This window comes from Thalassolituus sp. UBA675, from assembly GCF_002297765.1.
Lineage (GTDB): Bacteria > Pseudomonadota > Gammaproteobacteria > Pseudomonadales > Oceanobacteraceae > Thalassolituus.
Window position 1 is genome coordinate 21,152 of the sequence record NZ_DBNJ01000012.1, and the last position, 26,867, is coordinate 48,018.

Here is a 26,867-nt window from a genome sequence, read left to right on the forward strand (position 1 = left end):
AGCGTTGTTTGATAAGCAGATTAAAGCTGCCTGCGTGAGTTATGACGCCGCTTTGGCCGTCGCCATAGAAGGCGTTGCTTCAGCATCATCTTCCAGCTCATGCTCGGCCGCTTCCAGCATGGCGAACTCTTCCGCCGCGGTCTTAGCAACCAGATGGTTACGGCTATAACCGAAGAAGTACGCTGCACCGATCACAAACAGCACCACAGTGAAGAAGAACGCACGAGGATCGAAAGCGTACACACCGGTCAGAGCGATCAGCGACAGCACCAGCGCAATTCCTGAGGTCACCACACCACCCGGTGTTTTATACGGGCGTGGCATGTCTGGCTGGCGTACACGCAGCAGGATGTGGCTCAGGGCCATCAGGGCATAAGACACAGTTGCACCGACAACGGCCATGGCCAGCATCAGATCGCCTTCGCCACTCAAGGAAGCCAGGAAGCCCAGAACACCCGGTACGATTAACGCACGTGATGGCACTTTACGCTCACTTGTCACCGACAGTGACTTCGGCAGGTAACCCGCACGAGACAGGGCAAATACCAGACGGCTGTAGCCGTAAATAATCGAGAAGAAAGACGCGATCAGACCCGCCAGACCCAGTACGTTCACCGCTGTCGCCAGATTTTCATTACCAGTTACTTTCAGAGCATCAACCAATGGCACCGCACTGCCACCCATAGCTTCAGCACCCGCTGCACCCGCCAGCAGAACCACAACCAGGAGCGCAGTAAACAGCAGGAAGACCATGGCACCGATAATACCTTTGGGAACATCTTTCGCCGGGTTCTTAGATTCTTCTGCCGCCAGAGGGACACCTTCTACTGCCAGGAACAACCACATGGCAAACGGCAACGCCGCCCACACACCGTACCAGCCGAATGGCAGGACTTCTGATGCACCAGCTGCTGCGGTCGGAGCAATATCAAACAAACGGCTGGCGTCGAAATCGCCAACTAAAGCAACCGCTGTCGCCAGAATCGCGAATACCGCGAGAGCACTGATCACCATCATGACTTTTAAGGCTTCACCGACACCGGCCAGATGAATACCAATAAACACCAGATAGAACCCAGCGTATACCAAGGGGCCATTTAATCCGGTCAGTTCTTCAAAGGCCGAACCGATAAATATCACAATCGCCGCAGGTGCCAGCGCATATTCAATAAGTACCGCGAGACCAGTTAAATAACCGCCTGCTGGCCCCATCGCCTGACGAGCAAACGAATAACCGCCACCCGCTGCAGGAATCGCCGCCGACATTTCAGCCAGCGACAACACGAGTGTTAAATACATAATCGCCATCAATACGGCAGCAATGGCAAAGCCGCCCCAGCCCGCTTCCGCGAGGCCAAAGTTCCAGCCGGCGAAATCGCCGGAAATCACATACGATACGCCAAGACCTGCGAGCAGAATCCAGCCGGCGGTACCGCGCTTTAACTGGCGTTGAGCCAGGTACTCCTGATTAACTTTAGGTGCAGACATAATGGTCTCTCCGTTTTCAGATAATTTAAAAGTTGGTTTTCAATTCAGGTTTAAAATTCAGGTTTAAAATTCAGGTTTTAAATGGGTTAAGAAATTAAAAAGTTTTTATTGCCGGATACCGTTGCAATCACGTCATCCTGTGTTCGGTCTTTTAAGTTCACGCCCGACAGTTTTAACTGACGGGATTCATCCAGCAGATACTGAGTACGACGGGCCGCTTCTGCGTAAGAAAGCCCTGCCGGGCGGATATTCGAAATACAGTTGCGGGCAGCATCGGTGAGGCCGACGTGCGGCTGATAGGTCAGGTAGAGGCCCAAGCTATCCGGTGAGCTGAGCCCCGGGCGTTCGCCGATTAAAACAATCACACAACGAGCATTCAGTAGCTCACCAACTTCATCGCCCACCGCTACCCGGCCCTGCTCAACCATAGTGATGGGGGCCAGTGAGTACTCGTTTAATTGCGGCAATAACGTCTCGAGAAACGGCACGATATTCTGCTGTACGGCTAAGGACGAAAGGCCATCAACAATCACAATGCCCAGGTCATGTTCGCTGCTGACGCTGCTTTCAGGTGATGAAATGTCATGCTGTAACAGGCTGCGGGAATGCTCATTCAAGCGACGTCCTAAATCCGGGCGCTGCAGGTATTCCATCCGATCAGACGCACGACTGTGCACACGATGAATATCGCTGACACGGCTATTAATCACCTCAGAATCTTCAATGGCTGTGATCAGCCCGTCGCAATCCAGCGGGAAATGCACCGCATCACGGGCACGGGCGTGCGATAACTGAAACTCGAGTAATTCTTTGGTCGGCAGACTGACACCTGCACGCCCTAAACCGATACGTGCATCGGTAAATTCGCGCAGACGACGCCAGGGATTCTCTACAACACCAGTTGAGTTATTTTTCATCGTCATCCCCTCAGTGCTGACCGGCAACAGGTGGTAGTGCATTAAGCGAACGGGCAAATGCCTCAGGTAAAGCGTCATTTAATACAAAGGCATCACCCATGATCTGCATACGCGCAAGCCATTGCGCGAACTCAGGCGCGGGCTGACTGCCCAGCACACGTCGGGCGTAAAGTGCATCGTGAAAAGAGGTGGTCTGATAATTCAGCATGATGTCGTCAGAGCCAGGAATGCCCATCACAAACGAACAACCGGCGACGCCCAATAGGGTCAGCAGATTGTCCATATCATTCTGGTCAGCTTCGGCATGGTTGGTGTAACAGACGTCACAGCCCATCGGCAGGCCGAGTAATTTTGCACAGAAATGATCTTCAAGACCGGCACGGATAATTTCTTTACCGTCGAATAAATATTCCGGGCCGATAAATCCAACAACGGTATTGATTAACAGCGGATTAAATTTACGCGCGACGGCATAAGCACGCACCTCACAGGTCTGCTGATCCAACCCATGATGCGCATTCGCCGACAGCGAACTGCCCTGCCCGGTTTCAAAATACATAACGTTATTGCCAACGGTACCGCGCTTTAAACTGAGTGCGGCGTCTTGTGCCTCGGCAAGTGTTGCGATATTGAAACCGAAGGAAGAGTTGGTCGCTTCCGTACCACCAATCGACTGAAACACCAGATCAACCGGCGCACCGGCTTCAATGCATTCAATCGTATTCGTCACATGGGTGAGCACACAGGACTGAGTAGGAATCTCGTATTTACAGATCACTTCGTCCATCAGTTTCATCAGCTTGATCGCCTGAGCAACGTTATCGGTAGCGGGGTTAATACCGATTACCGCATCGCCATTGCCGTACAACAGGCCATCTAAAATACTGGCAGCAATGCCGTTCACATCATCAGTGGGATGATTCGGCTGCAGACGTGTCGATAAATGCCCCGGCAAACCAATGGTGTTGCGGAAGGCGGTTTTTACATAGCATTTTTTAGCGACCAGAATCAGATCCTGGTTGCGCATAATCTTCGATACCGCCGCCGCCATCTCGGGCGTAATACCCGCACGCACACCTTCTAACACCTCAGGTGTGGCCATATCGCTTAACAGCCAGTTGCGAAAATCGCCAACGGTGAGATGAGAGATCGCTGAGAATGATTGAGCATCGTGCTCGTCGATAATCAGACGGGTCACTTCGTCATCTTCGTACGGTACCAAAGCTTCATTCAGGAACTGCTTTAGTGGAACGTCGGCCAGAACCATCTGCGCGATCACCCGCTCTTCTGCTGAACGTGCAATCACGCCTGCAAGACGGTCGCCGCTGCGGGCTGGTGTGGCCTTCGCCATCACTTCTGCCAGGTTCTCAAAGTGCCAGGTCTGCTGACCGGCGGTGTAGCTGTATTTCATAGTTTTCCTTCGCTTCCCGTCCTTATTGAGCCAGACGGGAACACTTGTTGCTGTGTCATACGAAGGAGTAGTGCGAGAGATAGTCCAGCGGCCTATCGAATTTTGGCAAAGTTTTTCAGAACGTCTGAAAAGCTGATGCCACGGGCCTCTCAGCTGGTTAGGATGACTGTAATACAGAAGATCACAGACTTAATAACGGACAGATGCAGTACCGTTACCGAGCCGGGGAGCAGAAAATGCACCAACAACAGACACTCGATGCACTGACTCAGAGCACTGAACCACTGCGCGCAGCGAATACGAGTGAAGCATGTGATGCCGATCTTCACGCCCGCAACCTCACCAACTGGCAGCAGGAATACGACCAGCTCTCCGGCGGCCACTTCTATGGGCGCATTGATGAGATCGCCCTCGAAGGCATGCAGGTCTTTAAAGAACACACCAGTCAGGCGCTGCGCCAGCAATGCAATGTCTGGCCTGATGCCATCTGGTTAGGAATTTCTGCTGAACCTGCTGATTGCCGGATTAACGGCCTTGAAGTCGATAACAACCAGATCATGTGCCGCCCCGGCGCCTGTGATTTTGAACTGATCACACCGAATGAGTTCGACATTTATGGTCTGGTGATCCGCACGGATGCACTATTGGCCGCCGCAGAAAATGATGAACTGAATCTTCAGGGGTTATCACTGCACGAACACCCGCGTCTGGCGATTCCTGAACAGGACCTCGCGCATGTACGCGAACTGCTCGGCAAACTAGTCAACCCAGACACACCCGACCTTCATCAACGCTTACAACGCGATCTGATTCTGCGCACCCTGTTAGACCTGCTGAAGAAAGAAACACCGGCCAAACGCCCTGCCACCAGCTACGCCCACCGCAAAGCCGTAGTCGATAAAGTAAAAGCCTGGATGGACATGAATCAGGATGCACCGCTTACCATTACAGAGCTGTGCGAACTCACACATACCAGCCGCCGCACCCTGCAGTACAGCTTTGAGAGTATTCTGGGTATCAGCCCACTGAAGTTCTTAAAAACTGCACGCTTAAATCAGGTACGACGTTCTCTGTTAGCAACCGAAAATCAGGAGCGTCCTATTTCTTCGATTGCCGCGGACTGGGGCTTCTGGCATGCGGGGCAGTTCGGGCAGGACTATAAAAAACTGTTTGGTGAGATGCCTTCTGAGACCGTATCGCGGGCAGAGTTGATAACAACGCTATAACCACGACGACGCATTGGAATTAAAACTACAGGTGAGCGAGCTCAGACATCTAACCCCGCACCGTTCACGCGGAGCCATTCTTTTCTCTCCCGCCAGTCAGGCAGAATCTTATCGACCTCGTTCCAATACGCATCGCTATGATTACGGTGATGAAAGTGACACAGCTCGTGCACAACGATGTAGTCGATAATTTTTGGTGAAGCCATCATGCACTTCCAATGGAAGTTAATGTTTCCCCTGCTGCTGCAACTCGCCCAGCGGAACCCCATGTCCTTAACTTTTACAGCCGCCGGGGACACGCCAACCTTAGGAGCAAAATAAGCAATTCGATCCTGAAACCGCTGCAATCCTTTAACGGTGTAGAAACGCTCAAATGCCTGCTTTGCACCATCAATGCCTGATGTTTCGATCAGCTCACGACTTAAACAGAACCGACCATCCTTCAACGTCAGATCATTCTCCTGCCCCGAAACTAACTGAAGGCGATAAGAGCGCCCAAGATACAGAAACGTTTCTCCACTAACGTACTCACGCGTAACCGCAGTGGCATTCAGATCACGCCACTCGGCCAGATTACGATAGATCCACATCCGCTTACTCTCGACCACCGCATCCACCTGCTCTGCGCTGTAATGCTCTGGAGCACGGACAACGACCGAACCATCCCGCTCAATCACGATATCTGTTGTCGCCCGTGGCGTCCCGGGGAGTAACTGATAGTCGATATCCTGCACACGTCTTGGTGTCATCAGTTTTTCATGCCTTTTAATAGTTCGTCATGGCGGTTCTTCGCCAGTTTCATAATCTCGACTGCGATTCTTTCACGGTTCTGCTTCAGCTGATCAATGCCTGTTAGTGTCAGAGCCGTTTTGATCTCACTGCGCACACGCTTCTGCTTATCACTGTTCTGCCAGAAGTCGATACTGCCAATACTGAGCTGCAGCACCTCAACTACCGACTCCATCAGCGCTTTCATTTTAGCAGTGGCGCTATCGGGCACAGATCCACCAAAGGCTTCGTTTGCAATATGCTCGTAGAAGGTTGTCGCTTCTTTGCTCATGCCTTCATCGCCTTTCTGACGACCTTCGACAGCAACGGTACGAAGCTTCTCAAGCTCCTCAGCCAGCTTGTCCCACTGATCCTGATACTGCTCAATAAGTTGCTCAACCTTCTCAGACAAGCTCTTATAAAACGCCGGGTCTTCATCGTGATGCACCGTGCAGTGCTTACGAATCGCATGCTCCATTTCACTGGCTTTTGCTTCGGCATTACCGGCCGCGTGCTGATTAAGTTGTTCAAGAAAGTTCTCAGACAGCAGTTCAACCGGAGCCACCTTAGGGTTAATACCTAAGCTCACCAGATGCTCATTGATCAGATCCCGCACCTTCTGACCGGCATCCCCCAGGTTCAGAGATTCATCCTTGTAGCGCTCTTTCGTAACCCGCTGAATGTAGCCCAAACGCTTGGCAGGAATACGATAACCATGCCCAGCTGAATGCGGCAGAATGATATCCAGACTACTCAGAAACTTCTTCAGAAAGACATCAAAGTCAGCACGTAATTTTTCGTTTTTCAGTAGCTTAACTGCCTCATGCACCACTTTTGCATCGGCTTCTACGTCAGGCAGTTTGCCTTCGGCAAAATCCTGAACACCTGCAACCTTATTTTGTGAGAACAAAGTCAGAACACGCTGATACCGCTCCTGCAAAACAGGCACTTCAGACTGAATACTCTTCAACCCCAATGCCAGCTCTTCCTGTTCATCGGTGGCTGCGTAAAGGGTCAGTGCATCCGTCAGGTTATTCGTCAGACCAATATAGTCGACCACATAACCACGCTGCTTGCCCTTTTTTACCCGGTTAGTGCGGGCGATGGCCTGCAACAGAGTGTGTTCACGAATTTTCTTATCGAGATACATCACCTGTTCAATCGGAGCATCAAAGCCCGTCAGCAGCATGTCGCAGACCACAAGAAATGCGATACCTGTGTCTTTCTTTTCTGGATCATCGAACGAAAACGCCGCACAGAAGTTATCGACCGCCTTCATCGCCCGAGCTTCTTTTCGGGCTTCCGTGACATACGCTGGCTCATTAGTGCCATCACTGGATATCACTACAGCCGCTTTCAGAAATTCCACTTTGCGAATCAGCTCAGTGTCCGGTACATCCTCTGATTTGAGCGCTTCCACTTTCTCCACAAGCGCCTGATGTATTGCCTTCTGATAACGCACTGCAGCCAGTTTCGAATGACAGACCACCTGCGCCTTAAAACCATTCGGAAAGATATGCTCTAAATAATGCGTCACCATATCTCTGGCGATGGCTTCGATACGTTGTTCCGCCTCCAGAATATCGCCTGTAGCGCCGTACTTCTTTTTAATCGCCAACAGTTCTTCATCTGTTCGGTCTTTAAACAGGTTTTCAAAGGCGGTTTCAAAACCATGTTTATCGTTCAGCGCGGCGTCGGCCGTGCGACCCTCGTACAGAATCTGCAACGTCGTGCCGTCTTCAACGGCATCCATCAGCTTGTATTTGTCGATGTATTCGCCAAAGCGTTTTACTGTGCGCTTTTCACCATGACGCTCTGTGATTAACGGCGTTCCGGTAAAGGCAATACGTGCGGCATTAGGAAAAGCCTCAAAAATATTGTCACCAAGATCAGAGCCCTGCGTACGGTGGGCTTCATCAATCATCAGCACAATGCGCCCGGAGTTATTCACCACCCCAAAGGTCTGTTTACCCGGCATCGCCTGATATGTAGCCAGCGCCTCTGCTACCGCTAACGGCAGGCTTTGGTCGTTCTGCTGAAACTTATGCACCATCACCATATTAATATCAGAGCTGTCACCGGAAAGGTCAGTGCGCAATGCCTGGCGGGACTCAACCACGTTCACTGTGCCACCAATCAGTTGTGCGGTGTTCGTCAGCTGCTCTTCAAGCTCAGTGCGGTCATTGATCAGTACGATCTTGTAATCCTGAAGGTCAGAAGAGGCCCGCAGCATACGTGCGACAAAGACCATGGTCAGGCTCTTACCCGAACCTTGTGTATGCCAGACCACGCCGCTTTTTTCTTCTGCGGTTTTACCATGACGTAGCCGCTCAACAATTTTATTGGCAGCCCGGAACTGCTGATAACGGCAAACCACCTTGATACGATGACCATCGTCCGTAGTCATAAAGACCGAAGACGTACGCAGAATATGCAGCAGATTGGTTTTATTCAGCATGCCGTTAATCAACTGCTGTTGCTGATTCATACCCTGAGCGGTTTCATCAGGCTCTGGCCACTGGGTTTTCCAGGGGTAAAAGTGCTCTTCTCCCGAGGTAATCGTTCCGTAGTCGGCCTCAAGCCCACAACTACGTATGACCATCAGATTATTGTGAAATAACTTTGGCTCACCTTCACGCAACCCTTCTTTTAATGTCTCAGGGCGTTTGTTCATATAACGCTGCAACTGAACATACGCCTCAGCCATTGGGTTGGCGCAGTTGGGGCCGCCTTTCTTACACTCCACCACAACCAGGGGAATACCATTCACGAACAATACGATATCCGGAATGATAAATTGCTTCACGCAGCCCGGCGTATCCAGTCGGAACTGATTGATCGCGGTAAACTCATTTCTTTCCGGGTGGGCAAAATCAATCAACTGCACCACCGGGTACTCGTCACCGGTTTCTTCGTTAATATCCAGGCCGGTCTTAAACAATAAGCCCTGAATCGCTTCATTGGCTTCCAGCAACGTCCGGTTAGGCTGGCGCAATAGTTGTTCCTGCAGGTCCTGTAACTGCTTGGGCGTCAGCCAAGTCTTGCCTGCTGACTGCCCGGGGTTAATCGCAGCAACCGCGCGGTTAAATACCTCGGGTAGCAGCCAATGTCGAAAATCCGGGCGCAGACTTTTTGAAGGGTCAGATGGAATATCCTGTCCTTGATCTATCACGTCCCAACCCAGTGCCTGCAACTGCTGCAGAAAGGGTTGTTCTACTTCCGTGTACTCACTCATCAAAGAGTTCCTCATCATTGGCCGCCACCGGCTGCGGTGCAGCAATGTAGGCCTGTCTTGGGTCTGTCGGGTTTTGCGGGAATGCCAGTTGCAGCTCCCCCCTGGTGACCATAGGTGCCAGATATTGAGAACGCAGACTCTCAGCATCGCGGTTCACCAGCTCCGCCAGGCATGGCCGGGTCATGTAATGCCCGGTACACAGGGATAACAGAATGCCCTGCATTACCTCTGAGCTGATGCGTTGTTTCTCGCGGGGCTCCCGCGAGAGCTGGCGCAGACGGTCACGCAGCTCGGCTGAAATCTCATTCAGATCATAAATCACAGGGGCAGGTAATAGTCCTGAAAGCAACCGTCCCTGACTGTCGAGCTGCTGATCTGACTGGCTATCGTCCGTATCAAGGGAGCTTATGGTCTTATCTGGGGAGCTTGCTGCCGTATCAAGGGAGCTCTCAGCCTTATCTAGGGAGCTTGTCGTGTTATCTAGGGAGCTTGCTGTCTTATCTAGGGAGCTCGCCGAGTTATCCAGTGAGCTTATGGCCAACCCCGTCGCACCAAACACCTGATCCGGTGTTGGCAACTCGCGGCCCACCAACTGGTACGCCCCACCACGGGTATTGGCAAACGCACTGACCGTCGGCCAGAGATCATGTGGAATCTCACCTTTACCATCACGCCCAGCGGCTTTTTTACACTCAAGCTCGCAGGACTCTGACAGATCCAGCAACCAATCCGGGATATGCGTGGCATCCAGTAGGGTCATCAGGCGGCTCCTTCCTCCGGTGATGCAGGTTCAACCGGTAAATCAGCAGAAACAGAAACTTTGCCTGTCAGAAGATCGTGCATCAGGCCGGATTTGACTTCTTTCTTCTTAGCGAGATCACTCTGCATAGAAAATATTTTTCCTTCTAATGCCAATAGAGAAGAAGCTATAGTCTTCTGCTCATCGAATTCAGAAGGAACACCGATTTTAAGCTTTTTAAAATATGACAACCCGATAGTAAGGATTGTGCTCCCCATAGCGATATTTTCAAAGTACCGCTTATTGTGCTGAAGCCAGTAATAAAGAAAAACATTATGCATGCGTTTTTCATCACACCGCCAGCACATAAAATGCTGGCTCACTGCCATCGGGGCCTTCGTAATCGCACTTTTACCAACACCGGCATCACGAGACAAAACAACAATGCCCGGGGGATGCAAAATAGCCGACGAATTCTGTAAACCAAGCTCACTTATTTCAAATTGAGTTTCTGAGATATATAACTTATCTAAGCGATGTGAGTCTGCTAAAGAAATCCACTTTACCCCTCCGTCCCAATACTCTGGAAAGCTTTTGCTCGGGGTATGGCCACTGCCTCGCACTGCAACTTTATCTAGTAACTCGCAGTCCCAATCTCTTGGTATCCAGCCAATCGGTGTTTTATGATACAACTCTGGCGCCTGCGCTCGGGGCGGACGTAACTTGCCATCAGCTCCTATTCCCCGGGTAAACAGGTCATTCATCAGGCCAGCTTTGATCTGCTGGTATTTTTCGATCAGTTGTTCGGTTTTTTCGATGGCCTCGTCGATGGTCTGGAGGATATTGGCGATGCAACCCTGTTGAGACTCACTAGCAGGGATAGATAGTACAATATTCCCTAAAGACTCTTTATTAAGTGTTGCACCTTTTACTGCCACATCTGTGACCGATCTTAAAGCTGCTTGAGGTAAAACATAGTATAAAAAGTCTGAGTTAATAGCACCTTTTGACTCAAACCCTGCAATGGCTTCATTTGTGTACATTGGACTTTTTAAAATCGCACCTCGCCCAATGGATAACTTAAAACTCATTACGAATGAGCCAGCATTGAGTAGCTTAACGTTCGAATTGATTACACCAGAATCAGTTATTCTTTCTTTGGTTTCACTGATATACCTACCTTTCAGATCTGAAATTGCACACCATTGATGCCCATCCTGTCCCTCAGATGCCCAATAAGCTGATATTGTTCTAGAAGGTGTACCACCAATTTTAATTTCAGCAATATCCTTCAAGCGAACTTTCGCCCACTCACTCATACCCCAACTCCGCCAAAAACGCCTGCAACTGAGCGGACGCCTGATCTCGCTCGGCTTCGATGGTTTTCGCCGTTACCGCGTATTTGCTCCACAGGTTTTCGATAGCGCGGATACAGCGGCGCTGTTCGGCTTTCAGGTAGCCCTGATAACGTGCCAGCAGCAAACGACGTAAGCGCTTAAGAATCAGCGTGCGGGCTTCGCTGGCGTCGATCTTTTTACGGGCCGATTCCACCAGCTCGTCGCGCTTGGCACTGATGCCCTTGATCGTTGCTTTGATTTCTTTGACTTCGTTCTCTAACGCACTGTGGCGTGCCAGGCTGCTGGCCAGTTGAGTAGCACGCTGCATGGCCTGTTCGCCGCAGCGTACCGCCGTTTTAATCTGGTCGGTGTATTCACTCTGGTACAGGCTTTGTTCTGCCAGTGTAGTAATGCGAAGACCGTTACTGAATTGCGGGTCTTTCTGGGTCAGACCTTCGCTGCAGTAGAATCCTTTTTTTGCACCCTTAGGAATTTTGTTGGCGGCTTTCAGCTCGGTAAACAGATTACCCGCAAGATCTTTGGTGAGCTTGAGCTGGGCTTTCCATTCGGCAGTGGTTTCTTTGAGTTCTGCCTTTTTGCTGGCAACGTCGTCGGTCGGTAGCACACCGGTGTCGTCGTTGTCTTCAAAGTCGTCTTCGCTGGCAGCGGCAAACAGGGCTTGCAGCTCGGCCAGGCGACTCTGGGCCTGCTCCTGTTCTTCCAGCACCTTCGGGAACTGGCTTTCAAGAATCTCGTTATCGGGGATGAGTTCGGCTCCCCAGCCGCTGGCGGCAATGGATTTAAAGTCGGCTTTCAGGTCGTCGGCAAAACCGGCGAAGGCACCGCGCACCTGAAAAGGCGTCAGCAGTGTCTGGTCGGCCAGATGTTCCTGGATGCTTTTCTGCAACTGGCGACGCATGACGTAGACGTTGCGCATGCGCCCTTGTTGGTTATCAGCATCAGGTGCCAGAGCTTCGACGATAGCCTGGTTGTTTTGCCACCAGGTATCGACCTGCTGCATAAATTGATCATTAGCAGCGAGAACGCCCGGATGCTCATTAATGTGCGGGGCGATATCGCGCTTATCGGTCAGCGTTTGGGCAAAATCCTGATATTCACCTGAGTTAGCAAGCGCTTGCTGATCCCGTTTTTCAAAGAGACTGGTTTCAAGGCCGGTGTAGTTTTCCCAGTAATGCGCTAATGCGGCGATTTCAGCTTCAGGGACACCACCATGCAGGTGCGCACGGACATCGTGAGGTTCTGGCGGTGGCGCGTTGTCTACGTAACGGCGGATATTGCAGTTGTAGTTTTCGTCTTTAATTTCACTAACGGGCACTTTGCGAGCATAGCCCGGAATATCATCACCCGCGCGGTAGGCGTTGATGATTTTGTCCAGATCTTCCGGGCGCAGATGATTCTGCGCTTTGCCTTCGCGGTATTCGCGGTCGGCGTTGATAAACAACACCGAATCACGCTCGCTGGCGTTTGCTTTGTTCATCACCAGAATACAGGCCGGAATGCCGGTGCCGTAAAAGAGGTTACCCGGCAAGCCAATAATGGCCTCAAGCCAACCTTGCTCGATAATGTACTTGCGCGCTTCGCTTTCTTCACCGCCGCGAAACAGCACACCGTGTGGCATGACCGTCGCTAAGCGACCATTGTGTTTCAGTACAGACAGCATGTGCTGCACAAACATCATGTCGGCTTTTTTGCCTTTTTCTGGCATAAACACCGGGAAACGACTGGCAAATTTGATGTCTTTTTTAATGTAGTTCTGGCTGAACGGCGGGTTGGCCACTACACGATCAAAGCGCTTCAGTTCATTGTTTTCGGCCATGTGTTGGGGTTCGCGCAGAGTGTCTTCCTGACGGATATCGGCATGAGAGATACCGTGCAACAGCATGTTCATTTTGCAGATTGACCAGGTAGTGCCAATTTTTTCCTGCCCGTTCAACGATAGTTCGGTGGAGTCACCGCCCTTCTCGCGCAAATAATCACGCATCTGTATCAGCATACCGCCTGAGCCACAGGTCGGGTCGTAGACGCTCATGCCTTCATCCGGGTCACAGATTTCTACACACAGGCGCACAACTTCGGCCGGGGTGTAAAACTCACCGGCTTTTTTTCCCGCCGAGTCGGCAAAGTATTTGATCAGCCATTCGTAGGCTGCACCGAGCAGGTCAGGGAATTCAAAATCAGCATCGTGCAGCGGAATTTTATCGAAGTTCTGGATAAAGTCGGCAAGCGTATCGTCGTCGAGCGTGCGCTGACCGATCTTTTTGTTGAAGTTGATACCTGCGAGTACATCCTGAAGGGCATCAATGTTCTCTTCTTCAATGGCTTGTAAGGCTTTGTTCAGATAGGAACCTACGTTGGTTTTCAGGTGCTTTAGTGCCGGACGCTGATGAACAACTTCTTTGCCGTCTTTTAATTCAGTCTCTTCCCAACCTTCATTCCAGCGGGCACGGGGTGGCACGTAGAAATATTTGCCGTGGTATTCGTCCCGGTCATTCTGTACTTCTTTGATGTCTTCCGGGCTCATGCCCTTTGCTTCGAGCTCTTTCTTAATCTGGGCACGGCGCTCATCAAATAAGTCGCTGGCACGCTTAAGAAACAGCATGCCAAAAATGTATTCTTTATATTCGCTGGCATCCATGCTACCACGCAGGTCGTCACAGGCTGCAAGTAGCAGATTCTCAAGACGGGCGAGGGTCAGTTTCATAGTGTTCGTTTGTCCTTAGTGAGCACCCACTCAATACCGGTGGAATTAGTGCGTGCTCTGAATTCAATTCATTGATAACGGTATGTGTCTTGTTCTGGGATCAGCCAGAATGTCCCCATAGCTCTGTCATACACTGGCTGATTTTTTCACGGTGCTGACGAATGGCCAAATATTCCTGCTGGATAGCAGTGAAGTTGGCTTCAACCTCGGCACTGCGATCTTGCGTAGGCACTTCCACTGGCAAGTTCTGTAAATCCGCAGCTTTGATCACTTTCATGGCTGTGCCTGTCTCGATTTCAGCCAGGTAGGCCTGAATAAGCTGTGAAGACAGGTAGCGATACAGGTAGATGCTGCTTACCGTTGATCGTGGTCTGATAATGACAAACAGCTGCCCAGCGATCCAGTTATGAGCGCAATTTTCTGAGACCAGCGCAATACGGCCGATATTACCTTTTACAGCCAGCAAGATGTCACCTGCCTGTAATCTCTGAGCTTCTGCACGGCGCAGCTGACTATCATCAACCCTGATGCACTTTTCTGGAGTATTAAGGATGCCAGTTTCGTCAATATCGCGCGCTCCGGCCTCAAGATAAACGCCCTCTTCGCTTGCATCAGCACCCTCTGACTTCAGATTCTGCGCTCTGATGATATCTGCGAAGTGACTCAATGGCTGTGCAGAGGCACTTTTAAGAGCTGCAGTGGCACTGCCATATTTGTATCGTCCGAATGATAGGTCATAGTCGTTCTCGCGAATCTGATCCGCGTCGACCAGTACACCTGAGCTACCTACTTCCAGGTTGTCGACCATTTCGGCGAGCGGCGTTGAATCGGCCCGGAACTCTCCTTTTGTAAATTCATATAAAGCAATTTTGTCGTTATCTGAGCGATGCTTGTCGATAACAAGTAATACCGGAGGAATCGAGGTATGTAATAAACTGCCTTGCGGTAAGCTAATCACCGCCTGGATCCAGTTTTTTCGTACCAGTTGCTCACGCATAGTGGCAGCAGATCGTGATAGGAGAGCGGCCTGAGTAACCATAACCACGGCTCTGTCTGTTGCTTCGTTAATTGCTCGTTCCAGTGCCCCCTCTTCTGAACGGATTCGCCCCTCTACGGTGGTAATTTGTGCTCCCAAGGGAGGGATGGATACCACACACGATGCATTAAGGTTCGCATCCTGCGTATCCAGCGGCTGAAAAATCAACTCAGGTGCTGAGAAAACGAGTTTTACTCCCAGAAGATAGGTAATTGCGAAAACAACAGGCCTGGCATTTGACGAGTAGAAAATGGCTTTATCGGGCTCTTTGACGTCACACAAAGCCATCAAGCTTGCGTCATGATAGAAAGCAGTTTTAGCCTGTGTATATTTCGCTAATTCAAGAATCTGCTGACTGACTCCCTGATTAAGAAATATGGTTGGCGAGCGTGGGTCGATTGTCTGAGATACCTCGCAGAGTGACCTTGCTATTTCTTTGTAATCATTGCCGATTGCCGCGATATGCCGAAGCAGCTCCTCCAGTGCAGATTCAGACAATCGCTGAACCAGACGAGATCGTTCGACATCAAGACCATGGTCTCCCAGGTCTTGAGCCATCTCGCGATAAGAATCAATCAGAAACGCTGCCTCTCTGAGCTTTGGCTCCTGCCCATTACGCTGCTTCCATGCCGCCCAAGTAATCAGCAGACTGATTTCATCGAGAGAGTCGGACGGGACGAAGCTCCCACGTAAGATTTCCAGAATGATACTCAGTATTGACTTAGTGGACACTGTTTTTGCCTCCAACCTTTTTACGTGAGTAGCTGTCGAGCGAGTATGTCGTGATCTGAGCATCACCGCTTTCTACCACCACTAAACCTCCTTTTTTATGGATGTCGAGAAGTCCTTTCTTCACCGATTCCAATTCTTTCAACGCTGCTTCAGCATTCTTTTTGTTCAAAATCAGTTTATCACCCTGAGCCACGCCAAACTGACTGACTATATCAATCAAGCCCGCTGTGATACCTCGCTGGTTCATACGCTTTTGAATGTGTCTTGTGTGTGCCATACATGCTCCCTGTTGCTAACTTTGATTTTTGTAGTATATTCCATACTAGATACTATTTCAAATACTTTTCGAATTCTAACAAGCACGCACAAAAAAGCCCCGTTTCCGGGGCTTTCGATTTCTTACTTCTGGCAATACCTGCTGAGCTTACGCCTGCTGAGCTGATACCTGGCCATGCTCTGTCAGCGCTTTAATGCCACTGATACGGTTCGCTTCGGCGGCCAGTACCTTCTCTTCGTCGCTGGCGTATTTCTCATCCCACTCCAGCACTTTTGGCGTCATCAGGTGGTGCCACAGCGGTGGGATCAGGGCGACGACGATGGTAGTCAGGTAGCCATTGATCATAGTCGGTGCTTCTGGGTATGGGCGCAGGTCCTGGTATGGCACTTCACCGTGAGCGTGATGGTGAGAGTGACGGGTCAGGTTGAACATGGTCCATGACGAGAAGCGCTTGTTGGTGTTCCATGAGTGACGTGGCTGCACTGGCAGTTCTGGATTACGAACCATGCCGTAGTGTTCCATGTAGTTCACGATTTCCAGCAGGGCTTTACCGAACAGGCCTGCACCGATAAACATCAGCATGGTTTCTACGCCACCCGCCAGGTAAGCCAGCGCAACGATGATGGCGCTCATGCCGTAGCCACGCAGTACCGAGTTACGAATCGACAGTGGGTTATGCCCCATTTTACGCAGGCGCTCGGCTTCGAGTTTAAGTGCGCTGATGTTGCCCTTAATGGTCGATGCCAGTACGTGGAAATAGACGTTGCGGCCACGCGGTGCAGTGGCAGGATCTTTAGTCGTACTCACGTAACGGTGGTGACCGTAAACATGTTCAACGGCGAAGGCGACATCGAAGCTGAAAGCCAGCAACCAGCGACCAATAAACATTGAGGTCGGGTCCCAGGTACGATGCGTCAGTTCATGGCCGGTAATGGTGCCCACCATACCAATCATCAGGCCGGTCATAAGCAGAGCGCACAGATCTGACACCCAAGTGCCCTCGGCTTTAGCTGCCAGAACATCGTAACCGGTCAGGCTGGTGAGCATCTCTCCCAGGCCGAACAGATCACCGGCACTCACCTGCCAGAAATAGGCAAAGACAATCAACGAAAGGAGAGGCAATGCTAACCAGAGCTGCGCAGTCAAAATACCCGGGTGTTTAAAGTCAGGAGTCGTTGTGTCATCCCCCAACACAGCGTCCAGTACGATATAGCCGCCGAAGATGGCGATCAGACCATAAATAATCCAGTCGGCGCCGAGGAACATTGCCGCTGCGGCAAGCAGACCAATGGCGTGAAAAAGAAAGTATTTGAGGTAATGGAACATAGGATTCTCCTTCCGTTATGCTCTTTTATGTTAGATTTAAATTCTGTCTTATCCGGCTTTTTGGGTATGCGAACGGTCGGTAAACCGGTCGCAATAAATTCCGTTTTCGCTCATGCCTGAGTTACGCAGGCACTTTTCCGCGGCGTCCAACATAGGTGGCGGCCCACACATATAGGTCTGCGAAATATCTGTTAATTCAGGGATCACATCGGTAACAAGACCCCGACGACCTTCCCAGCTACTACCTTCTGGCTCTTCAGACAGTACAGGAATAAAGCGGAAACGGCCGGACCAGTTGCGGGAAATTCGGGAAATATCCTCCAGCGCGCAGAGGTCTTTTTCAGTGCGGGCACCAAACAGGAAGGTCACATCCCGGTCGATCTTATGGTTCATGGCATCTTCGAGAATCGCCAGTACCGGTGCGATACCACTGCCACCCGCGATCATCAGCATTTCACCGCTGCCCTGGCGAAGGTAAAAATCACCGTAAGGGCCATCGATGGTGACTTTATCGCCGACAACTGCCTGATGATTTGCCCAGCCTGACATTTCGCCGCCGGGCACTTCACGGATGAAAAAACGTACCTGGTTACCCTGAGGCGGAGTAGCGAACGAATAACTGCGCGAGCCTGACGACACGGCCGGCGTTGAAAACAGAGCGTATTGGCCGGGAACGTAGGTGGTCTCTTCTGGCAAGGTAACCGTGACGCTGACCATGTCGGCTGTGAGTTTTTCAATCGAAGTAATTTCTCCTTCCTGCACGCTTGCTACAGAGGTGCCATCAGACAAACCATCAACAAATACCGTCACGTCAGACTTCAATTGAGATTGGCATCCCAGGATGTACTTATTGTCGAGATCTTCAGAGCTGAGAATAAAAGCGGATGAGGTCAATTCTTTAACCTGACCATCCTGAAGCTTGCATTTACAGGTTGCACAGCCCCCTACTTTGCAACTGTACGGAAAGCGAACTCCCTGACGCAGGGCAGCAGTCAGAATGGTCTCTTTCGGATTTACCGTGAACTCTCCAACGCCTTCGATGGTTAAGGTGTGTGGTTTCGCAGATTTGAACAGTCCAAACATTGCTCTGGCTTCTCATTGTTAGATTGTCGGACAATCCTACAATCAGAATAATGTATGAAAAGGTCTGATTACGCCATCAAAGTGACTAAAGAGTCATTATGGATGCACCGGAACCATCCACTGATATCAGAAAAGGGAGCCATCACAAATGGACTGGGCCGACGGAGTCTGAAGTCTGAAACCCTGAAACCAGTGGGAATGAGCAGAATAATCCGGGTATAAGCGGAGAATAAAAAAGCGGGAGTGTTTATCAGCCAGTGGGACGAACGCACACCAAAGCTAGTTGTTGCTCACTTGACCTGCGTCAAGTGAGCTAAAGCGCCCTTTCAGCATTGAGGGCTCAATACAGGGCAAAAAGCTTAAGACATGCCGTTTGGAAAATCTTCCAGGCCCGCAGTGAGTGCTTCGCGTTGAGGCGCAAGCGCGTCAGTGTAGGTCTTGAGTTGCTCAACCGCATAGCGGGCACGCTTCTCAAGGTACTCATCTGATTCACGGCCCTTACCCTGCCAGAGTTCAGAGGCATCACGAAGAATCAGATGCTCTGGTAACCAGAGTAAACGCGAGTTTTTGTAGCCGCTACCGCGAAGCTCAGCGACAACAAAGGCGCCACCGACCGACCCAGACACGGCAACCAGCAAAGCAGGTTTATGCGCAAACTGCGGATGGCTGCACCAGAGAAACAGGTTCTTCAACCCGGCAGGCGCCATGCCGTGCCACTCAGGCACCACAAACACCAACCCATCAGCCTGCGTAATTTTATTCTGTACTTCTTTGACCTGCTCATTCGCTTCGCGCTCGCCATTCCACAATGGAAGGTCCGCTTTGAAGAGATCAATCACGTCAGCGCCGCCGTCGAAGAAGCGCGTGTTCAGTTCTTGTGCCAGACGCAGGCTTTGTGCGCCATCACGATGGCTGGCGCTGATAATTGCGTAATTCGCCATAATTACCCCTTATAACTAATCCGTAAAGTTGCTTCTATTTCCGTGTCCAAAAGAGCGGAAAAGTTCTCTTAAGCCGCGTATGACGGACGCTCTTTCATTGCCGCGTACCAACGCTGGATATTGGGGTACTCGTCGCCGACCCGGACTTTAACAATGCGTGCAAAGTCGATGGCACAAATCGCAGTGATGTCGGCAATAGAAAACTGGCTGCCTGCTATCCACTCGTTATTAGCAAGCTGAGCATCCAGAACAGGCAAAGACTTCATGAAGTTTTTAGCGCTCTCTTTGCCGAAGTCTTCGACTGGCGTCATACGATCCTTAAAGAAGCCCGTAATGTGCTGGAAGGCAAACAGTGCAGGATAGAGAACCATAGATTCCATCCGGTGCTCCCACATATGAATGATGGCACGCTCTTTTGGTGTGGTCCCAAAGAGGCTGCCTTCATCGGAAACTTCATCAAGGTAACGACAAATAGCCGGCGTTTCTGACAGGCACAAGCCGTCGTCCAGCTCCAGAACCGGCACTTTAGCGAATGGGTTCTTCGCACAGAACTCCACTTTAAGGTTGTCACCAGCGCCGAGATCTAGTTCTTCACGGTCATAGGTAATGCCTTTTTCAGCTAATACCATACGTACACGACGCGGGTTCGGGGCGTGCGGGTTATCATAAAGTTTCATAGAGCAATGGCCTCTGCCTGAGTAAGTAACGTCTCAAGCTAACCAGAGGCTAAGGTGCGGTCAAGGTTGATAACTTATTGTTGCCCAGAGATAGCTAATGCGGTGGCCACCGCTGCCGTGCGATTCTCAACACCCAACTTACGGAATACAGGCTCAAGATGCTTATTCACCGTTCTGGGGCTCATCTCCAGTATTTGCGCAATTTCCTGATTGGTTTTGCCCCGACTGAGCCAGAACAGCACCTGCGTCTCACGATCGGTAAGATCAAACGCTGCCTGCAAGGCCTTACGCGCAGCAACCTCTTCATTCAATACGAAGCGCATCAGGTACTCTCCCGGTAACGGGCGACCCAGATATCGGACACTGACTTCGGCCTGATCGGACGTTAATCGCAGCATGGCATTTCTCTCTGGCGAGCGGGTCAACCATGCAGGTAAATCCTGGCTTAATACCGGTTGCCAGCTTGCCAGTTCAACCCCTGTGCTTCCCAGCAGTTCTTCGGCGACTCGCGTTGCCCAGAGCAAGGTTCCGTTGACATCACAGGCAAACGCCGGCTGTCCCATTTCTTCAAGGGCACGACGGGCGCTCTTGGTTTTCATTGCCGTAGACAGGTGCACCTGCACACGTGCCAGCATTTCATCGAGGTTGACCGGCTTGGTCAGGTAGTCGACGCCGCCAGCCTCAAGCCCTTTTAATACATCACTGCTATCGCTCAGCCCGGTGAGAAAAATGACCGGGACATCTTCGCTGTCAGGTGATGCCTTGAGAGCACGACAGGTTTCAAAGCCATCCATACGAGGCATTACGCCATCCATCAGAATCAGATCGGGCGTCATCAACCGGGCGATATTCAATGCCTGCTCACCGTCCATAGCGACTAAAACGGTATACCCTGCCCCAGCCAATGCCTCATTCATAAAGGCCAGGGATTCCGGTGTATCGTCGACGATCAGAATAGTGCCAGCAGTTGTAGCACCGGGTTTAGCCGAGCCTGCTTCAGGACTCATGGTTTTTCACTCCCAATACTGTGCTCATCAGTATTATCTTGTGACTTCGGAGATTGAGCATCCAGGCGCGCGGCGCACATGGCGTGGACGTCAGCAAAGCGGAACGAGGTAATACAGCGCTTAAGCTCTCTGACGAAATCAGGGTCCAACTCTTCCTGCTCGCAAGCCTCGATCAATGCCTCCAGCCCGGCGATATAGCCGAGCTGAGAAAACGACATAAATTCGCGTAGCCTCGCATCAGTGAGAGGAGCGACCCTTGCCTGCTTCGGGACGTCCTCAGGGCTGCCTTCATAAATCCAACTGAGATCCAGCTGTCGCGCAATTTTATCGAGTAATACCTGATCCTTCATCGGTTTGATCAGATAGTCATCATTCAAACGTCGGCCCGGTTCAGAAAATGCCCCGTTTCCTTCAGCAGAAATCCGGTCTTCCGCATCAGCAGATACCATAATCACAGGCGCCGAAAATCCATCGTTACGTAGCTTCTGCAACAGGGTCCAGCCGTTGCGGCCCGGCATCGAAATATCCAGTAGCAGAAGATCGACTCTGGCCTCACCAAGCACAGCCTCGCATTCATCGGCACCGGAGGCTTCGAGCACGGTAAACCCGAGGGGCGATAAGGTCTCACTGATCAGCCCACGATGTGATGGTTCATCATCCACAGTGAGTACGACTCGTTTATCGCCTTCATAACCAATGATTTTCTGTGCCGGCGCTGCGGGTTTATCAGCAAGGTGAACTTTTCGTTCAATGCTGGATAGCATCATGGTTAAGCGGAACGTACTGCCGGAACCCGGTGCGCTTTTCAGTGTGATTTCACCGCCCATAATATCGGCAAGTAATTGACTGATCGTCAGGCCAAGACCGGTGCCCGGCTGCTGCGGATGGCCAGGTTTGCGAATACGTTCAAACGGTTGGAATATCTTTTTGTGCTCTTCTGCGCTGATCCCCGGCCCGGTGTCTTTTACCGTAAATTCAGCAACCTGGCTACGGTATTTTACGCTCAGCGAAACACCGCCGGTCTCCGTATATTTCACGGCATTCGATAAAAGGTTAGTGAGAATCTGGCGCAGATGTTTTTCGTCGGTACGTACCATATCCGGTAAATACGCCGGCGCCTCGTACGTAAACGTAATGCCCTTGGCGACCGACTGCAGACGGAACATTTCGGCGAGATCATTCAATAAGCGCTTGAGGTTGACTTCATCACGACGAATCTCAAGCCGCCCGGCTTCGATGCGCGACAGGTCGAGCAAGCCTTCAATCAGGTCAGCAAGATATTCGCCACTACTGCGGATCAGACTTATCTGACGTTGCTGTTTATCACTGAGGCCGTCACTTTTTTCGAGTAACTGAGCGTAACCCAGCACAGAATTCAGTGGGCTTCTTAACTCGTGACTGATACCACCGAGATAGCGACTTTTTGCCAGGTTAGCAGCCTCTGCTAATTCTTTCGCCTGCTGCAAAGCACGGTCTGTCTCTTCATGCGCAGCAATTTCCTGCGATAACAGATCCGTCTGTTTTGTGGCTTCATCTAGCGCTAACTCGCGACTCTCGTTAGCGAGTACAAATAACCAGATCAGAACACCGACGATAATCATCAACAATACGTAAACCTGCAACAGACTACTGCCAAGCAAAGCCTGCATGCTGTTATCAGAAGGTGCCTGCATGTACACCAACCAGAACAGGAGCCCAACGATGCCACCGATAATGGTCAATAAACCCGAAAACTGCAGAATACGAGGGTTAAGACGATGTACTAAGCGGTCGGGAAGTAGGGTCGTCAGCGTCGCGGCAATCTGATCGCTGAAGCGTGCGTTTTCTTTGCACTGGTCGTGGCAGCGTGATTCCAGCGTGCAGCATAACGAGCAGATGTGCCCGTTGTAAGCCGGGCACACGGCGATATCTTCGCGGTCGAATTCGTTCTCGCAGACGCTGCAGGTTAACTGCTCAGTGGCTGGTGACAGCGGAATAATCTCACGCGCAAGATAGTATTTACCGCCGGTGATCAGAGCGATAACAGGTGCCAGAAAGAACGCAGTAAATAAAGAAATAAACGAAGACAGCGCCTGTGCCGTCTCACCCCAGATACCGGTAAATGACAAAATGCCGCACAGAGATGCGAGCACCATAGCGCCAAAGCCCACAGGATTAATGTCGTAGAGATACGCCCTCTTAAACTCAATATGTTTAGGGCTGAGGCCGAGAGGTTTATTAATCACCAGGTCAGCAACGAGCGCACCGACCCAAGCCACAGCGACATTCGAATAAATACCCAGAATATGTTCGAGTGATTCGTACACACCCAGTGCCATTACCAGAATGGCGATCATAACGTTGAAGTATAACCAGACCACACGACCTGGGTGACTGTGAGTCAGACGCGAAAAGAAATTCGACCAGGCGATTGAGCCCGCGTAGGCGTTAGTGACATTAATCTTCACCTGACAGAGCACTACAAAAATCCCCGTCAGTGCCATCACCGCCAGTGGTGATTCGGTCAGGTAGCTGAACGCAACAGCGTACATGTGGGTCGGGTCACCCGCCTCGTCGTAACCCAGCCCGTGACTGAGTGCCAGCACAACCAGAAATGATCCGGCCATGATTTTAATGGCGCCCATCAGAATCCATCCCGGCCCGCCGATAATCAATGCAGTCCACCAGCGTAGTCGCTGATCCGGTTTCGGCTCCGGCAAAAAGCGCAGGAAGTCGACCTGCTCTCCGATTTGAGCAATCAACGAAAAGATGACGGCAGATGCGGCACCAAAATAGATCAGACTGACGCCGTTGCCCTCTGACGGTGCAACCGGCGATTCAAAGTTGATCCAGTCGCTGATGGCCTGAGTTTCCTGCCAAAGAATGAACACGAACGGCGCCAGCTGAAGCAGAAACCAGAGGGGTTGAGTCCATAGCTGAAACCGTGAAATCAGGGTAATACCGTGAGTTACCAGCGGAATCACGATCAAGGCACTGATCAGGTAGCCAAGCCACAAGGGCACCGAAAAGAGGATATCCATGGCCGACGCCATGATGGCAGCTTCGAGCGCCATAAAGATAAAGGTGAAAGATGCGTAGATCAGCGAAGTCACCGTCGAGCCGATATAGCCGAATCCGGCTCCCCGGCTGAGCAGATCAATATCGACCCCATAGCGGGCCGCGTAATAACTGATGGGAATTGCCGTCAGGAAGATAATGGCCGACACCACCATGGTCGCCAGAAGCGCCGCATGGACGCCATAGACCAGAGTGATCGCAGCCCCGATGGCTTCCAGCGCCAGAAAGGAAATCGCTCCCAGTGCGGTGTTGGATACCCGTGCCGACGACCAGCGGCGGGCGTTCTTACCGGTAAACCGAAGCGCAAAGTCTTCGAGGGTCTGGTTGGCAACCCAGCGATTGTAGTTACGGCGGGTAGTCAGTAGTTGTGGGTTTGCCATCCGGTCTCCAGGAAATCTGCTGTCGTATCCATGAATCTGCTTTCGCGTTCATAAAATCTGTTATCGCATCCTGGCGACTTATATTAATCATATCCCGTGCCAACTCGTATGCGTCAAATGACGTACCCCGGTGGAGCGTTCAACGAATGTTCCAAAACCGTCGCTACAGGCAATCTGAAAAGGTCACAGCAACCACAAACTACCTAAGTGAGGCCTGACTATGCGACTACCAACCTTTGAAAACACAGCGCTTGCACGGCGCGGTTTTCTGAAAAATTTACTCGCAATACCTGCCGCTCTGATGCTTGCACATACAAGTGTTCCAGCGCTGGCGGACGAAGTGAACAGCACTGGGCTGGCAGTAACGGACGATACCGTTAAAGTCGGTATTCTACACTCTGTTACTGGCACCATGGCGATCAGTGAAACAGGTTCAGTACAGGCTGAGAAGCTTGCCATTGAGCAGATCAACGCCATGGGCGGTGTACTGGGTCGTAAGATCGAATACATTCAGGAAGACGGCGCCAGTGACTGGCCGACCTTCGCTGAGAAATCCAAGAAGCTCCTGGTTCAGGATAAAGTCGCGGCCGTCTTCGGTTGCTGGACTTCAGCGTCACGTAAAGCCGCTCTGCCAGTCTTTGAGCAGTATAACGGTATGCTCTACTACCCGACTTTCTACGAAGGTCTGGAGCAGTCACCTAACGTGATCTACACCGGTCAGGAAGCGACTCAGCAGATTCTTGAAGGTCTGGACTGGGCAGCCCGCGAAAAAGGTGCGAAGAAATTCTACCTGCTCGGCTCTGACTACATCTGGCCACGTACCTCAAACAAAATTGCACGTAAGCACATCGAAAACGTACTCGGCTCTAAAGTTGTGGGCGAAGAGTACTACCCACTGGGTCACACTCAGTTCAACTCTGTGATCAACAAAATCAAGCTGAAAAAACCTGACGTTGTATTCATCTCAGTGGTGGGCGGTTCTAACGTTGCTTTCTACAAGCAGCTGAAAGCGGCCGGTATCGACATGGGCAAAGAGAAGCCATTGTTCCTTACCATCTCGGTGACCGAGGATGAAATCCTGGGTATTGGTGGTGAGAACATTGAAGGTATTTACGCTTCAATGAAGTACTTCCAGTCTCTGCCTAACGAAAACAACCAGGCCTTCGTAAAAGCATTTAAAGAACGCTGGGGTGACGACATCGTGATCGGTGACGTAACTCAGGCAGCTTACCTTGGCCCATGGTTATGGAAAGCAGCGGTCGAAAAAGCCGGTTCTTTCGATATCGATAAAGTCCGTGAAGCCTCTCCTGGTATCGAGCTGACAACCGCACCAGAAGGTTATGTCCGTGTTCACGAAAACCATCACCTTTGGTCGAAAACCCGCATCGGTCTCGCCGAGCCTGACGGTCAGTACAAAGTGGTTTATGAAAGTGATGAACTGATCGAGCCTGATCCATTCCCTGAGGGTTACCAGTAAAACCCCACGCATGACCCGGGCTGAGTTTTCTCAGCCCACCCTTCCGGTAGCGCGCCGGTAACCACCAGCCGCTACCGAATTCTGATCCACCGGGGAGAAACATCATGTTTGCCGAATATTCTGCATCCGAGCTTACCTCCATCTTTGCTATGCAAGGTTTTGCCGGACTTATCCTGTTTTCTGTTTTTGTTCTGATGGCACTCGGTCTGGCGATTATTTTCGGCCAGATGGGTGTGATCAATATGGCACACGGCGAATTTATGATTCTCGGTGCTTACGTTACCTACATAATTTCAAATCTGTTTGCTGACTACCTGCCAAGTATTTATGGCAGTTACTTCTTTCTGGCCATGATAGTGGCCTTCTTTGTCACGGCCGCTCTCGGGGCCTTTGTCGAGTGGGCGATGATACGCCACCTGTATCACCGCCCTCTGGATACTCTGCTTGCTACCTGGGGCCTGAGCCTGATTCTGCAACAACTCTACCGCACCGTATTTGGCGCGCGTGAAGTAGGCGTCACTCTGCCTGACTGGTTGATGGGTTCGTACCCTGTAACCGACATGGTTGAAGTGCCGGTTAATGGTCTGTTTGTGATGGGCCTGACGATCGTGATTACCGTCGGTGTTGCATTGATGATGCAGAAATCCCGTCTGGGTAAACAAACCCGCGCCGTTGTACAGAATCGTCCGATGGCTGCTGCTGTTGGTATTAATACCGAGAAAGTTGACCGTCTGACCTTCGCACTCGGTTGCGGCATCGCAGGCATCGCAGGTTCTGCGTTCACCATGATCGGTTCTACCGGTCCGACGTCAGGTCAGCTGTATATCGTTGATACCTTCCTTGTTGTTGTGTTCGGTGGTGCATCCAGCCTTCTGGGTACCGTCGCCTCGGCCTTCACCATCTCTCAGGCCCAGTCAACGATGGAGTTTTTCCTCAGCGGCTCAATGGCCAAAGTACTCACCCTGCTGTTTGTGGTCGGCATTCTGATGCTTCGTCCTCAGGGTCTGTTCACTCTCAAAGTACGTCACTGA

19 protein-coding genes are annotated in these 26,867 nt (G+C 51.2%); 3 read left to right on the plus strand and 16 right to left on the minus strand.

Annotated elements, in window-relative coordinates:
* Positions 1-39: 39 nt before the first annotated feature.
* The 3 genes from eat to B3007_RS05840 all read right to left on the minus strand — a co-directional run bounded on the left by eat (position 40) and on the right by B3007_RS05840 (position 3,816).
* Positions 40-1,488: an ethanolamine permease gene (gene eat / locus B3007_RS05830; protein ID WP_301378073.1), complete on the minus strand. Its 1,449-nt coding sequence runs from the start codon at positions 1,486-1,488 to the stop codon at positions 40-42.
* Positions 1,489-1,574: 86 nt separating this feature from the next.
* Positions 1,575-2,411, minus strand: coding sequence for an ethanolamine ammonia-lyase subunit EutC (gene eutC / locus B3007_RS05835; protein ID WP_414716215.1), 837 nt, complete (start codon positions 2,409-2,411; stop codon positions 1,575-1,577).
* A 4-nt stretch (positions 2,412-2,415) separates the two neighbouring features.
* A complete protein-coding gene (locus B3007_RS05840; RefSeq protein ID WP_301378071.1) occupies positions 2,416-3,816 on the minus strand; it encodes an ethanolamine ammonia-lyase subunit EutB in 1,401 nt (466 codons plus the stop codon).
* 236 nt (positions 3,817-4,052) lie between these two features.
* Here B3007_RS05840 and B3007_RS05845 point away from each other — a divergent pair, with 236 nt between their 5' ends.
* Positions 4,053-5,042 (plus strand): helix-turn-helix domain-containing protein, encoded by a 990-nt coding sequence (locus B3007_RS05845; protein ID WP_301378070.1) that lies wholly within the window; start codon positions 4,053-4,055, stop codon positions 5,040-5,042.
* A 41-nt stretch (positions 5,043-5,083) separates the two neighbouring features.
* Here B3007_RS05845 and B3007_RS05850 read toward each other — a convergent pair whose 3' ends face one another.
* The 13 genes from B3007_RS05850 to B3007_RS05910 form a co-directional block, all read right to left on the minus strand.
* Positions 5,084-5,791, minus strand: a complete 708-nt coding sequence (locus B3007_RS05850) for a M48 family metallopeptidase (RefSeq protein WP_301378069.1) — start codon at positions 5,789-5,791, stop codon at positions 5,084-5,086.
* A complete protein-coding gene (locus B3007_RS05855) occupies positions 5,791-9,045 on the minus strand; it encodes a type I restriction endonuclease subunit R (RefSeq protein ID WP_301378068.1) in 3,255 nt (1,084 codons plus the stop codon). Before B3007_RS05855 ends, B3007_RS05850 begins: the two co-directional genes overlap by 1 nt.
* Complete coding sequence (locus tag B3007_RS05860; RefSeq protein ID WP_301378067.1) at positions 9,038-9,805, minus strand: helix-turn-helix domain-containing protein; 768 nt, start codon at positions 9,803-9,805, stop codon at positions 9,038-9,040. Before B3007_RS05860 ends, B3007_RS05855 begins: the two co-directional genes overlap by 8 nt.
* Complete coding sequence (locus B3007_RS05865) at positions 9,805-11,103, minus strand: restriction endonuclease subunit S (protein ID WP_301378066.1); 1,299 nt, start codon at positions 11,101-11,103, stop codon at positions 9,805-9,807. Before B3007_RS05865 ends, B3007_RS05860 begins: the two co-directional genes overlap by 1 nt.
* Positions 11,096-13,843 carry a type I restriction-modification system subunit M gene (locus B3007_RS05870; protein ID WP_301378065.1) on the minus strand — a complete coding sequence of 916 codons (2,748 nt, stop codon included), beginning with the start codon at positions 13,841-13,843 and terminating at the stop codon, positions 11,096-11,098. The genes B3007_RS05865 and B3007_RS05870 overlap by 8 nt, the downstream gene beginning before the upstream one ends.
* Positions 13,844-13,943: 100 nt before the next feature.
* Positions 13,944-15,611 carry a restriction endonuclease subunit S gene (locus tag B3007_RS05875; protein ID WP_301378064.1) on the minus strand — a complete coding sequence of 556 codons (1,668 nt, stop codon included), beginning with the start codon at positions 15,609-15,611 and terminating at the stop codon, positions 13,944-13,946.
* Positions 15,601-15,888, minus strand: coding sequence for a hypothetical protein (locus tag B3007_RS05880; protein WP_301378063.1), 288 nt, complete (start codon positions 15,886-15,888; stop codon positions 15,601-15,603). The genes B3007_RS05875 and B3007_RS05880 overlap by 11 nt, the downstream gene beginning before the upstream one ends.
* Positions 15,889-16,035: 147 nt before the next feature.
* Positions 16,036-17,214 carry an alkane 1-monooxygenase gene (locus B3007_RS05885; RefSeq protein WP_301378062.1) on the minus strand — a complete coding sequence of 393 codons (1,179 nt, stop codon included), beginning with the start codon at positions 17,212-17,214 and terminating at the stop codon, positions 16,036-16,038.
* A gap of 48 nt (positions 17,215-17,262) precedes the next feature.
* Positions 17,263-18,297, minus strand: a complete 1,035-nt coding sequence (locus B3007_RS05890) for an NADH:ubiquinone reductase (Na(+)-transporting) subunit F (protein ID WP_301378061.1) — start codon at positions 18,295-18,297, stop codon at positions 17,263-17,265.
* Positions 18,298-18,656: 359 nt separating this feature from the next.
* Positions 18,657-19,238 (minus strand): NADPH-dependent FMN reductase, encoded by a 582-nt coding sequence (locus B3007_RS05895; protein ID WP_301378060.1) that lies wholly within the window; start codon positions 19,236-19,238, stop codon positions 18,657-18,659.
* 68 nt (positions 19,239-19,306) lie between these two features.
* Positions 19,307-19,915 (minus strand): glutathione S-transferase family protein, encoded by a 609-nt coding sequence (locus B3007_RS05900; RefSeq protein ID WP_068436074.1) that lies wholly within the window; start codon positions 19,913-19,915, stop codon positions 19,307-19,309.
* Positions 19,916-19,989: 74 nt separating this feature from the next.
* Entirely contained in the window at positions 19,990-20,922 is a 933-nt protein-coding gene (locus B3007_RS05905; protein WP_301378059.1) for a response regulator transcription factor, read from the minus strand.
* Entirely contained in the window at positions 20,919-24,359 is a 3,441-nt protein-coding gene (locus B3007_RS05910) for a hybrid sensor histidine kinase/response regulator (protein WP_301378058.1), read from the minus strand. The genes B3007_RS05905 and B3007_RS05910 overlap by 4 nt, the downstream gene beginning before the upstream one ends.
* Positions 24,360-24,579: 220 nt before the next feature.
* Here B3007_RS05910 and urtA point away from each other — a divergent pair, with 220 nt between their 5' ends.
* The gene (gene urtA, locus B3007_RS05915) at positions 24,580-25,836 is read left to right on the plus strand and encodes an urea ABC transporter substrate-binding protein (RefSeq protein WP_301378057.1); all 1,257 of its coding nucleotides are present in this window, start codon (positions 24,580-24,582) and stop codon (positions 25,834-25,836) included.
* A gap of 104 nt (positions 25,837-25,940) precedes the next feature.
* Positions 25,941-26,867 carry an urea ABC transporter permease subunit UrtB gene (gene urtB, locus B3007_RS05920; RefSeq protein WP_297534069.1) on the plus strand — a complete coding sequence of 309 codons (927 nt, stop codon included), beginning with the start codon at positions 25,941-25,943 and terminating at the stop codon, positions 26,865-26,867.